Origin of the sequence: uncultured Neptuniibacter sp., from assembly GCF_947498015.1 — a bacterium.
Lineage (GTDB): Bacteria > Pseudomonadota > Gammaproteobacteria > Pseudomonadales > Balneatricaceae > Neptuniibacter.
Genome location: NZ_CANMIR010000005.1, coordinates 257,077 through 269,440, shown reverse-complemented (window position 1 = coordinate 269,440; position 12,364 = coordinate 257,077). Strand labels below are relative to the sequence as shown.

Sequence of the window (12,364 nt, the reverse complement as noted above, 5' to 3'; positions counted from 1 at the left end):
TATTCCGTTAGTTATCGAGATTATCGGATGGCAACGCTGGCAGTAACAGACTTGCAACAGTCCCCTGACCGGGCAAAGAGTGAAGCAAAAACTGGCCATGATGCGCATGCGCCACAACCTGGGCAACCGCCAGCCCTAACCCAGTGCCATGGGATTTAGTGGTATAAAAGGGCTCCATCGCCTTAGCAACAGTGTCAGCATCCATACCAGGCCCCTGATCAATGATATCGATACGCAACCCACCCTCATGCTCAGAGAACCGAACCATCAGCTCAGTGCCCTTCCCGCAGGCCTGAAGCGAATTCTCTACCAGGTTCATACAAACACCCAGCAAAGCCTCTTTATTACAGTTCACGGACAGATTTGGCGCCGCATTAATACAGTCACAATCCGCATCAAAATTCACCAACGGGAGATCTAACAGATCCTCAAATTCAGACATCAACTCTACTGTTGTCAGTTGATCATCCAGGCGCATCTCACCGCGGGCAAAGATCAACATATCCCGCACCTGCTGTTCCAAATTGGTCAGACGGGATTTAGCCTTACCAGCAAATTTCTGGCGTTGATCAGGTAGCAGATCCGGACGGGTCAGGTGATCGACATAGAGTAACGCCGCTGAAAGTGGGGTTCTGATCTGATGCGCAAGAGATGCCATCATCCTCCCCATTTCGGATAGCCGCTGATAGTGAGAGACCCGCCCCTGCAGAAGCCGCGTCTCCGTCTGGTCCGTGACCAACACTAACTGCCCGGGTTCGTGATCCATCGCCCGGGTCATAAGGCTGACCTTACGGCCATCTTTTAGAGAAACTTCATGACCATCATCGCTTCTGGGAGCAAAGCTCCTTTCAACAATCTGATACCAGAACTCCCCTTTGAGCGGTTCGCCCAGGAAGTTGACCGCTGCTGGATTTGCCTCAGTCACAACGCCAGAGCCATCGATCAATACGACACCGGCAGGCAGTACACCCAACAGATGTTCGTAACGATCACTTAACTGGGCATGCTTTTCAGATTCGCTCGAAGACGGCTTTTCCTTCAGCTTCAGTTTGACTGCAGCCAGCTCCGCTTCAAGCTGAGCGATGCGCTCATGATATTGTTGTGGATTGCTCATCTACTTACGCTGCACTCCATATTTACGCATCTTTTCTACCAGTGTGGTACGACGAATGGTTAACAGCTCTGCTGCACGCGCAACGACACCATCATTAACAGCCAAAGCCTGCTCAATCAGTGAGCGCTCAATCGATTCGAGATGGGATTTCAGATCGACCCCCTCTTCAGGCAGGAGATCAAGTGCCGTAGAGTTGGCCGCGACTGCCTGAGGTACAACAGTTTCATCCACCTCATCCTGTATATATCGATCGGGATCGGGCTCATCTACATGCCGAAAACGCTCTGGCAGTTCCGAGACCCCAACAACACCATTTGGATAGAGGATCGCAAGACGCTCAATCAGGTTCGACAGCTCTCTGACATTTCCTTGCCACGGATGACCTCTCAACGAGTCAATCGCCGTCTGATGGAATCGAACAGAATCTAACCCCTGAGCCTGAAGGCGCCCTAACAATTCATCCAACAGGCAGGGCAGATCCGAGACTCGTTCCCGCAATGGTGGCATCTCGATAGGGAAAACATTCAGACGATAGTAGAGATCTTCGCGGAACTGCTCCTCCGCTATCATCTGTTCAAGATCTTTGTGGGTAGCCGCTATAACGCGAATATCGGCCTCGAGGGTCTTAGTTCCGCCGATCCGTTCAAACTTTCTCTCCTGCAGAACCCTTAAGAGCTTAACCTGCATCGGCAGAGGCATATCTCCGATCTCATCCAGAAATAACGTGCCCCCCTTCGCGAGTTCAAAACGTCCCGCCCGACTCGACACTGCACCGGTGAATGCACCTTTCTCATGACCAAAAAGCTCACTTTCAAGCAGATCAGCCGGAATGGCACCGCAGTTAATTGGAACAAATGGGCCGCCCTTACGTACTGAGTGATCGTGCAGGTTACGAGCCACCACCTCTTTGCCGGTGCCGGATTCTCCCGTAATCAGTACGTTGACTTCACGTTCAGCTACCTGCGCCATCGCCTGACGTACTTTAAGCATCGGCGCGCTACTGCCAACCAGGTTGGGAAACAGCTGTGAGGAGTCATCTCCAACCCCAGCGAGTTTATGTTGTGTATAAAGTTGCGCCTTATGCAAAAGATCCACTAACTGCTGATAGGTAAAGGGCATAACCAACTGACCTATCAGGCAATGCTTGATCTCTTCAGGCAGTTCAGACGCCTCTGCCCACTCCCCTAATGTCACTACCGCCGCAGCTGGCATCTTTATCTGTAGATCTTTTATGAGCTTTTCAAGTGAGATCGGCAACTGGCTCTGCCCCAGAAGGACCAAACTAATCCCGGTTGTTTCTGACGGTTCATTGACGGACTGCAGCCAATCTACAAAACCAAAAAACTCACAGGGCTGATCCATAAATGACAGCGCAGACTGGAGAAACTCCCTCTGACTGACCTCATCATCAATTATTAACACTTGGGGTAGCGCACTCATGCCGCTTTTCTCTCATAAAACCTGATGCAGCAATAGTGGACGGGAGGCAGGCAATTGTCAAATTAATGGCGCCAATTAATACCTCGGAATATAACGGCATTTTTTTGACCAAATAAACACTGATCACTCATTCTTCTAGACAAAAGTGCGACATTTTGTCTCGCCCCGACTGACGGCGTGTAGGGTATAATCCCGCCATGGCAAATCATCGCGATAACTTACTCCAGCTCTCCTATATCAGGACAGTCACCCTGTTTGGGCAAAGTCTGGCCATCATCTTTGCAATTTACGGTCTGAATGCTGATCTTGATGTATGGCTAATCGGCTCTACTCTAGCTGTTTTAGCTCTCTTAAATGTTATTACCTATGCCCGACTGTTCTCACCCTGGCCAGTCACCGAGCCTGAGTTTTTCACACAACTGATCGCTGACATGTCGCTCTACGGCGCACTGCTGTTTCATATGGGTGGCGCAACCAATCCCTTTATTTTTCTACTCCTTGTGCCGCTGATTATCGCTTCAGCCACACTATCAAAACGCTATGTATGGCTGATTGCGGCGATGGTTGTTGCTATCTACAGCTCTCTGCTCTTCTACTATGAACCCTTAATCCAGTTGCAGGATAACCACCAGCACAGAATTGTGGAGCTGTTCGATATCCACATTGTGGGTATGTGGATCAATTTCCTACTGACCGTTCTGGTGGTCACCTACTTTATAGTGCGGATGCGACAGTCGATGCAGCGCCAACAGGAGAGGCTTGAACAGGAACGCGAGAAACGCATCCAGGATCAGCAACTCTTATCACTGGCCACAATGGCAGCCGGCACTGCACATGAGTTAGGCACCCCCCTCAGCACTATGCAGGTACTGCTGAAAGAACTTGAGCATGAATACGCAGATGACTCTTTACTGCTTGAAGATCTGAAACTACTTCGCCAGCAGACTGAAATATGCTCTGAACGCTTGAAGCAGATGTCTCAAACCGTGCAGCAGGAGCATGCAACGACACAATGGCTATCCGCTGAGCAGCTCATCAGAGACACCCTCGAACAGTTCATGGTGCAACGGCCTGATGTCACTCAGCAGTTCCAGATAACAGGAGAGGGGCCAGCTCCCAGCCTAAGCTGCTCAACCTCACTTAAACAGTCCCTGCTAAACCTGCTCAACAATGCCGCTGACGCCGAACCCAAAGGGATAGAAATAGAACTCGACTGGGACCAGCAGCAGGTTTTTTTCCGTATACATGATCAGGGGGCAGGCATCAGTCTTGAGCAGAGTGATAATCTGGGCAAACCGTTTGTCACCACCAAAGGCAAGGGACTTGGCATAGGCTTATTTCTCACAGCAACCACGCTGGCGAGATATGAAGGGGATGTCCGGCTGTACAATCATCCGGATGGCGGGACTTTAACTGAAGTAACTCTACCGATTAGGCCCAATAATGACTGAACGCTTTCTCATAGTAGATGATGATTCAACCTTCACCCGAGTTTTATCCCGGGCAATGACTCGGCGCGACTTTGAAGTTCAGGTAGCCCGTAGTGCGGAAGATGCAGAAGCTTTAGTACAAACATGGATACCTGATCTGGCCACTGTCGATCTGAAAATGGAGGGCAATTCAGGGCTAAGCCTTATCCCATTGCTTTGTCAGGCTAATCCTGAGATGCGCATTCTGATGCTGACAGGCTACGCCAGCATTGCAACCGCCGTGGAAGCGATCAAGTTAGGCGCAACGCAATACCTGCCCAAACCCGCAGATGCTGATCAGATCCTGGCTGCGCTGAACCGGGTTGAGGCGGATGCAGAGATGGAGGTTACAGAACAACCTATGTCAGTTAACCGGCTGGAGTGGGAACATATTCAGAAGGTCCTGACTGAACATGAGGGCAACATCTCAGCAACGGCCCGAGCCCTGGGTATGCACCGCAGAACACTACAGCGCAAACTGGCAAAAAGACCGGTAAAAAGATGATCTCTGTTACTGATCATCAATATACCCTTTAGCATCAAAGGTTCGTACCCAGTCAGGATAAAACACCAACATACCCGTCAGGAATATGCCGTTTAACAGCCCCTCCGGGAACATAATCAGTGGCAGATAACGGATATATTCAAGGTAAACCTTCTCAAAGGTATAAACGCCATCGACCACTAGCACAGCACTGGTCGCAAGACCTGCAACAGCCGTCGACACCGCCGCCCCAATAAAGCCACAGACAAACAGATAGACAAAGAAGTTCTTCAGCAGCCGTTTTTCAACAAACCAATAGATCGCATAAGTCGCGGCTATGGGCAGAAGCACCGAACAGATACCGTTGATAAACAGACCATCCAGGCTCTCCTTACCAATCACCACCATGCCAATCAATGCGACCGTAGCAGCAAGCACCGCGAGATCCCAGCCAAAGACCAAAGCCATCACAGTGATACCCAGAAAATGGATACCCAACCCCGGGGAGATACCCGCACGCATCGACCAGAGAATCATCAGGATCACAGTGGCCCCAAACAGCATATGCTGGAGAATGCGATTACTCCCCAACACCCGCCAAGGCGTAGCTCTTAGTGCAAAAAAGAGGGCTATAAGATAGATAGGTGCAGCAATCACGGCCCATACACCCTGCAATAATCCTTCAGTGAAGCTCATAACCAGACACTATAAATTGATCACTTTGAGATATACGACGGTACACGATTCTTGGCGGTTGCAATAGCAGGGAATACCCAGGTCCCTTGATCCAGATCAGAGGCATCTGGTTGCCTGGCGGAACATTCATCCTTAACCGGTTACTCCCCTAAAGAGTGACACTCATCAGAAGAGCATCTTCACGCTCCTGACCTTCAGCCTCTGCAGGGTAGTAGCTGTTGCGACGACCATCAACGATAAATCCGCACCGCTCATAGAGCGTACAGGCTGCGATATTGGACGCCCTTACTTCAAGCATCAGCCGAACAACCCCCTGCTCCCGCAAAGCCCCCATACCTGCCTGCATTAATAAGCCTGCATACCCCCTACCTCGCTCGGTGGGAAAAACTCCAATCTGCAACAGTTCCGCTTCATCCAGCACGACACTATAGATCGCGAACCCGACCAGCTCAGGAGCAAACAACCCCAACGCGACGATACGAGGACTTTCCAGTTGTTTCAGCAGCTGTAGTTCAGAGAGAGGGGTGGAGAAACAGGACTGTTCGATCTGCAGAAGCGCCGACAGATCAGTATCAGGATTCAGGTTCTTTACTTCAGATGACATCAGCCAGATGACTGCTGAACCAGTGGTTGCAGATCACACCAGATCTGTTTTTTGATACCGGGCAGCTGCATCGCCTCGGTTAAGCTATAGCTGGCGACCGCCTTAACTCCGTTCCTCACGGTAAAAGCGATCCCTTTAATCTCTTCAAGCGACTCTTTTCGCTCCATCACAAACTGAGCAGCTGATGCCCCAAACAGCAAAACCTTCTCAGTCGGATTCGCCTGGATCTCTTTGTTCAGTTTATGCTGAACCGCCACCAGTGCCTGTGCATATCCCTGGTCCAGGGTTTTACTGGCAAACATAGGCCAGGGCAACATAAACGCTGCCCCCGCTTCTCCGGTTTCACCTAAAGATGAGGTAATCGCCTTCGCAAGCTGCTGGTAGTGCTCAGAAAATCCCCCCCCCTGAGGAGGCAAACTATCCACAACCAATGTTTTTCCAATACGCTGAAATGCCAGTTTAAAGACCGGCGGGGATTCATTCTCAACAGTTTCAGCACTCTGTTCGGCTACGGGTTCAGACCCCGCATCACTGACTGGCGCTGTTTTAGTCGGCGGATCCTCAGATAAACCCAACGCAGCCCGAGCCTGAGACATCCCCTGCTGCTGAGTTGCTGCAGAGGAAGGTGAGGCTACAGCAGCTTTAGGTGTGCCTGGGGTACTTGGAACATTTGGAGTAGCGAGGCCCAGCTCAGCCCGTGCATCACTTGCACGCTCAGACTGGAAGGGGATGTCAGGCGCGGGATAACGGAAATCGTCAACCCATGCAGGTGACTTCGCTGCCCCCGGCAGCTGGGTACAAGGCAACCAGCTGGAAATTCCCAGCGCCTCCAGATATTGGTGGCGTAGCTGTTCCTGCTGCATACTGGCTACCTTTTTAGATTAAGTCTGACTTAAACCTGTGGATGAGCTTTCTGAACATTGGCATCCAGCATATTCAAAGCATGGATATATGCTTTCGCAGACGCGATGATAATATCCGTATCTGCACCCAGGCCATTGACAATTCGACCGCCATTTTCCAGACGCACGGTGACTTCACCCTGAGAATCAGTTCCCTCAGTCACCGCATTAACAGAGTAGATCTGCAGGCTTGCACCTGAAGCCGCAATCGCTTCGATCGCTTTAAATGCAGCATCCACCGGTCCGCTTCCCGTCGCTTCAGCTGATTTTTCCTGCTCACCGACTTTCATGACAATCTTCGCCACTGGTGTTTCACCGGTTTGTGAAGTCACCGATAAGCTGCTCAGCTTGAACTGTTCACTGCTGGCTGTAGCCCGGGTATCACTCACCAGTGCTACCAGATCTTCATCAAAGATCTCATGCTTTTTGTCTGCCAGCTCTTTAAAGCGTGAAAATGCATTATTCAGCTCAGCGTCAGTCGCAAACGTCGTTCCCAACTCTTCCAGACGACTGCGGAAGGCTGCACGACCAGAGTGCTTACCCAATACCATGCGATTGGTATTCCAGCCCACATCCTGAGCGGTCATGATCTCGTACGTTTCACGGTGCTTTAATACACCATCCTGATGGATACCGGACTCATGAGCAAAGGCATTTGCTCCGACAATCGCTTTGTTAGGCTGAACAGGGAAACCGGTTACACTGGATACCAGACGCGAAGCCGGTACGATCTGAGTTGTATCGATGTTGGTTTCCACACCCAGCGTATCTTTTCGGGTACGGATCGCCATCACGATCTCTTCCAGCGAGGCATTACCTGCACGCTCACCCAAACCATTGATTGTACATTCCACCTGACGCGCACCCGCACCAACAGCGGCAAGAGAGTTAGCCACAGCCAGACCCAGATCATTGTGACAATGTACAGAGAAGATCGCTTTATCAGCATTAGGTATACGCTGAATCAGCTGACCAATCGTGTGTGCAAATTCACCGGGAACGGCATAACCCACGGTATCCGGAATATTGATCGTGCGTGCACCGGCATCAATAACCTTTTCGATAATACGGCACATGAAATCCAGCTCAGAACGGCTGGCATCTTCCAGAGAGAACTCAACATCTTCAATCAGATTACGCGCACGTGTTACCGCTTTCACAGCCTGCTCGACCACCTGATCAGGCTCCATCTGGAGCTTGTATTTCATATGGATCGGAGAGGTAGCAATAAAGGTATGAATACGTCCCATCGCTGCATTTTTCAGCGCTTCACCTGCACGATCGATATCGGCATCCAGTGCTCGGGAAAGCGAGCACACCCGGCTCTCTGTAACCGCTTCAGCGATCGTTTTAACAGACTCAAAGTCTCCCGGGCTGGCGATAGCAAAGCCCGCCTCGATCACGTCTACACGCATCTTTTCGAGCTGTTTGGCAATACGCAACTTTTCATCCCGCGTCATCGATGCACCAGGACTTTGCTCACCATCACGCAGGGTTGTATCAAAAATAATTACACGATTATCTGTGCTCATACGAAGTGCTCCAAACCAACTCGCCAACGATCTTCTTTATATTATCGTTGCACACTAAATTCTTTACAAAAAACTTGACTCAAATGAGGGTACAAGAGAACTATACTGATCTTCATCAGAGGATTTTTTTACATCTTGACGGCTCTTTCACCAGTCGCATCTGGTCATTGCCTGCAGCGTTGTAATACCCTCTGGAAAGCGTGGCGCTATAGGGATTAGCGCGGTTATCCAGTGACCCACCACTATAGCGCCGGAGCCGCGTTTTGCAACCGAATACAACAAAAGAATCAGAGCTGATGGATAAAGAATTTGATCGCCCGATAAACCGAAAAGATACCGCCAGTCAGAAGTGGGAAAAATACCGCGACAGCGACATCCTGCCGATGTGGGTAGCCGATACCGACTTTATGTCACCCCCCGCGGTGATTCAGGCTCTGCATGATCGGATCGAACACGGGGTATTCGGTTACACCAATGTTCCCGGCGAACTCAATGCGCTCGCCATCGAAAGAATGCAGAACAGCTATCACTGGTCGGTCTCACAAGATGAGATCGTCTGGTTGCCCGGACTGGTTTGCGGCTTAAATCTGGCGTGTCGCGCCGTTGGAGAGAGTGGTGACACGGTTATCTCACCAAAACCGATCTACCCGCCCTTTATGTCGTCACCTCGTCTTTCTGATCGGGCGGTCTGCACCGTTCCAATGAAGGAAACAGAGGGGCATTTCATTCTCGATCTGGAAGCACTGGAAGAGAGTCTCTGTGAGCGCACCCGTCTGATCCTGTTCTGCAACCCTCATAACCCCGGAGGAGCGGTCTACCGCCAACATGAGTTGGAGGCTCTCGCAGATCTGGTGATCAAACATGATCTGATTATCTGCTCTGATGAGATCCACTGTGACCTGATTCTGGAGCCGGGACTAAAACATATCCCACTGGCATCGCTCAATCCGGAGATTGCTACGCGCACCATCACACTGATGGCACCCAGTAAAACCTACAATATCGCCGGTCTGGGGTGCTCATTTGCCATTATCCAAAACCCTGAACTACGTAAGCAGTTTATAAATACGAAAAAAGGGATCGTACCAGACGTCAATCTGCTGGGTTACACCGCAGCCATCGCCGCATACAAAGATGGCGATAGCTGGAATCAGGAACAACTTAACTATCTTAGGGAGAACCGGGATTATCTCTATCGGGAGATCAACCAGATTCCTGGATTAAAGCTGTTACCGATTGAAGCCACCTACCTCGCATGGATCGATGTATCCGGTGCTAAGCTCGCCAATCCTGCCCACTTCTTTGAACAGGCCGGCGTGGGTATGTCGCCGGGAAGGGACTTTGGTGATGGTAACTTTATGCGCCTTAACTTTGGCTGCACCCGCAGCACGCTGGAAGAAGCGGTCCGCCGCATCAAGGTCGCACTGGCCAACGAACTGCCCGCCTGAATGCAAAGGGAGCCTCACGGCTCCCTTAACTAATCAGAGGCTTTTTAAACCCCATTTCTCCATCGTCTTTTTGAAAAAACCCTGCGTGCGCTTCAGTTCAATCCAGTGATTCACATAGTTGATCCATACCTGATCATCCTGCGGCATCAACATGGAGATCGGCGTTGGCTTACGCGCCTCCGATACCGGCACAATCGCTAGCTGTTTAAACTTTCTCACCAGCGTCGCAGCTTCGACATTGGAGGTTACAGAAACATCAGCCCGGCGGGCTAGCAACTCCTGAAAATCCCGCGCTGGCGCTTCAATGACTACATGTTCGGCAGCGGGGAAAAAGTCTTTGACCATCTTCTCCTGCACCGTGCCCAGCGTCGCTGCCACTTTCACCTCTGGCTTATTAAAATCGGACCAATCCCTAAAACGTGACAGATCCTTTTCCTGCACAACCGGAACAAATGAGAGGTAGAAGTATGGCTGACTGTAACCGGCGACCTTCGCCCGCGACATATTCAGGGAGGCACTGCCGGTGATGTGGTATTTGTTTGCAGTGATGCCGTTGACCAGAGTCTTCCAGTCGGTCGCAACATATTCCACTTTCACCCCCAGATCCTTAGCCAGTTCGGTCGTAATATCGATATCAAAACCACGATAACTGTTACTGGCCGGGTCTTTGATCGTCATCGGGTTCCAATCCCCTGTGGTACCGACCTTGAGAACACCACTGTCGAGAATCTCATGTAACCGGCTCGTCTCTGCGGCATAACTCACCATTGAAACGAACATAATCCCTATCGCCAAAATAAGCTTCTTCATCTCAGATTCCTTAAAAGTATTAACAACTTTGTGACCACCATTGATAACATAGCAACAACGCTCTCTTTTTTTTAGTCGATATAAAGGCTTATTTGTGAAACCTGGTTATCTGCTGGTACTGATCTGCCTCCCGTTTTTGAGTGGATGCAGCGAATATCACTGGGGATGGTATGTTCTGGACCCAAGTACCGAGCAGGGGCGAACGAACCTTTGGTTTCTCCTGAACGGTTTTGGTGACACCATCGCTGTCTCGCTGCTCAGTATGCTCTTTGCCATGCTGCTTGGTCTGGTGGTGGCACTGCCTGCGTTTTCTGATAAGCGCGCCCTTAACCGCTTAAACCGGGTTTATGTAGAGGTTGTCCGCTCTGTACCGGTACTGGTCCTTCTGCTTTGGGTGTATTACGGGCTACCGACGCTTTTCGAGATCTCACTGAATCATTTCTGGGCGGGTGTCATCACACTGACGCTGGCAGAGAGTGCCTTCATGGCAGAGGTCTTTCGCGGCGGGATCCAGAGTGTCGGCAGGGGCCAGCATGAAGCCTCAGATGCCCTTGGGCTCAGTTACTGGCAGAAGATGAGACTGGTGATCTTCCCCCAGGCGATCCGCCAGATTCTGCCCCCTCTCGGCAATCAGTTCGTCTATATTCTGAAGATGTCATCTCTGGTGAGTGTTATCGGTCTGAGCGACCTGACCCGCAGAGCTAATGAGTTGGTGGTGAATGAGTACCTGCCACTGGAGATATACACCTTTTTGGTGCTTGAATATCTGGTGCTGATCCTCTGTGTCTCTCAAGGGGTGCGCTGGCTGGAGAGGCGCCTGGCCTTCCCCAACCAGTGAATGCGGTTATGCCTTAGGTAGATCAAAGGGCAGTACGTCGCTGATCTGGCCTGTGGATAAGATCAGCATCAACAACCGATCGACACCCAGGGCGACTCCGGCGCACTCAGGCATTCCAGATTTCAACGCATCAACCAGTCGGTAATCCAGAGGACGTTCAGGCAAACCAAGCTGCTGACGCAGCGCCTGATCCGACTCCAAACGCATTTTCTGCTCCTCCCAATCGGTCAGTTCATGATAACCGTTCGCCAGTTCAACCCCCTTCACAAACAGCTCAAACCGTGCGGCGACCGATTGCCCCTGCGGATTTTTTCTCACCTTGGCCAGCGCAGCCTGTGATGCAGGATAATCGGTTACAAACAGTGCATCGACCGATACCAATTCAGGCTCAATCACGTGTGACATCAGCAGATTCAACCAGGTATTGGGATCACTGTCTTCCAGCTCAATATCGATATGTTTCTGCGTTTCAGCCACCAGCTCATTCAGAGTGACCGCCTCCGGACGAAACCCCAGATAGCGCTTAAACAGATCTGAATAGGTGATACGCTCAATCGGCTGACATTGCAGCAGAGGGCGCACTAAAGCCTCCACTTCATCCATAAGATCACTGTCAGTAAATCCCGGTCGATACCACTCCAGCATGGTAAATTCTGGATTGTGGCGGCCGCCGTACTCGCCGTTACGAAACACCTTGCCCATCTGATAGATCGCACCACTGCCCGCTGCCAGCAGGCGCTTCATCGCATACTCTGGGGAGGTTTGCAGGTAGAGGGTATCCACCGGCAGACCCACGGCACTCTGGTAATTCACCTCAAGCGTATCGATAAAGGGGTCACTGACCGCACAGTTCGACATCACCGGCGTATCCACTTCAAGGACATTATGCTGATGGAAGAATTCACGGATGTAACGCAGTAGCTCTGCACGCTTCTGCAGATTATTCAGGGAGGCGGATGGCTGCCAGTCGGTCATAGGGATTGTCCAGGTCTAAACCAAAAACGGCAGCCGAAGCTGCCGTTAGATA

The 12,364-nt window shown here is 51.0% G+C and carries 12 protein-coding genes; 4 read left to right on the top strand and 8 right to left on the bottom strand.

Annotated elements, in window-relative coordinates; translation table 11 throughout:
* Positions 1-7: 7 nt before the first annotated feature.
* Together Q0882_RS08925 and Q0882_RS08920 are read right to left on the bottom strand one after the other, a co-directional pair.
* Complete coding sequence (locus tag Q0882_RS08925; RefSeq protein ID WP_299180374.1) at positions 8-1,114, bottom strand: ATP-binding protein; 1,107 nt, start codon at positions 1,112-1,114, stop codon at positions 8-10.
* Positions 1,115-2,554 carry a sigma-54 dependent transcriptional regulator gene (locus Q0882_RS08920; RefSeq protein ID WP_299180371.1) on the bottom strand — a complete coding sequence of 480 codons (1,440 nt, stop codon included), beginning with the start codon at positions 2,552-2,554 and terminating at the stop codon, positions 1,115-1,117.
* A 197-nt stretch (positions 2,555-2,751) separates the two neighbouring features.
* Here Q0882_RS08920 and Q0882_RS08915 point away from each other — a divergent pair, with 197 nt between their 5' ends.
* Positions 2,752-4,005: an ATP-binding protein gene (locus Q0882_RS08915; protein ID WP_299180368.1), complete on the top strand. Its 1,254-nt coding sequence runs from the start codon at positions 2,752-2,754 to the stop codon at positions 4,003-4,005.
* Positions 3,998-4,528: a response regulator transcription factor gene (locus tag Q0882_RS08910; protein WP_299180365.1), complete on the top strand. Its 531-nt coding sequence runs from the start codon at positions 3,998-4,000 to the stop codon at positions 4,526-4,528. The genes Q0882_RS08915 and Q0882_RS08910 overlap by 8 nt, the downstream gene beginning before the upstream one ends.
* 6 nt (positions 4,529-4,534) lie before the next feature.
* On the opposite strand, the gene Q0882_RS08905 is transcribed toward Q0882_RS08910, so the two are convergent.
* The 4 genes from Q0882_RS08905 to Q0882_RS08890 form a co-directional block, all read right to left on the bottom strand.
* Positions 4,535-5,203: an energy-coupling factor ABC transporter permease gene (locus tag Q0882_RS08905; protein ID WP_299180362.1), complete on the bottom strand. Its 669-nt coding sequence runs from the start codon at positions 5,201-5,203 to the stop codon at positions 4,535-4,537.
* A gap of 148 nt (positions 5,204-5,351) precedes the next feature.
* Positions 5,352-5,807: a ribosomal protein S18-alanine N-acetyltransferase gene (gene rimI, locus Q0882_RS08900; protein WP_299180359.1), complete on the bottom strand. Its 456-nt coding sequence runs from the start codon at positions 5,805-5,807 to the stop codon at positions 5,352-5,354.
* A complete protein-coding gene (locus tag Q0882_RS08895) occupies positions 5,807-6,670 on the bottom strand; it encodes a hypothetical protein (RefSeq protein ID WP_299180356.1) in 864 nt (287 codons plus the stop codon). The genes rimI and Q0882_RS08895 overlap by 1 nt, the downstream gene beginning before the upstream one ends.
* A 29-nt stretch (positions 6,671-6,699) precedes the next feature.
* On the bottom strand, positions 6,700-8,241 hold the full coding sequence (locus Q0882_RS08890) for a 2-isopropylmalate synthase (protein ID WP_299180354.1): 1,542 nt from the start codon (positions 8,239-8,241) through the stop codon (positions 6,700-6,702).
* A gap of 296 nt (positions 8,242-8,537) precedes the next feature.
* On the opposite strand from Q0882_RS08890, the gene Q0882_RS08885 reads away from it, so the two are divergent.
* A complete protein-coding gene (locus Q0882_RS08885) occupies positions 8,538-9,689 on the top strand; it encodes a PatB family C-S lyase (protein ID WP_366915922.1) in 1,152 nt (383 codons plus the stop codon).
* 33 nt (positions 9,690-9,722) lie between these two features.
* On the opposite strand, the gene Q0882_RS08880 is transcribed toward Q0882_RS08885, so the two are convergent.
* The gene (locus Q0882_RS08880; protein WP_299180351.1) at positions 9,723-10,499 is read right to left on the bottom strand and encodes a transporter substrate-binding domain-containing protein; all 777 of its coding nucleotides are present in this window, start codon (positions 10,497-10,499) and stop codon (positions 9,723-9,725) included.
* 94 nt (positions 10,500-10,593) lie between these two features.
* Between Q0882_RS08880 and Q0882_RS08875 the strand changes: the two genes are divergently transcribed.
* Positions 10,594-11,337 (top strand): amino acid ABC transporter permease, encoded by a 744-nt coding sequence (locus tag Q0882_RS08875; protein WP_299180349.1) that lies wholly within the window; start codon positions 10,594-10,596, stop codon positions 11,335-11,337.
* Between the two features lie 6 nt (positions 11,338-11,343).
* Here the strand turns inward: Q0882_RS08875 and epmA are convergent, their stop codons facing one another.
* A complete protein-coding gene (gene epmA, locus Q0882_RS08870; RefSeq protein ID WP_299180346.1) occupies positions 11,344-12,312 on the bottom strand; it encodes an EF-P lysine aminoacylase EpmA in 969 nt (322 codons plus the stop codon).
* Positions 12,313-12,364 lie beyond the last annotated feature (52 nt).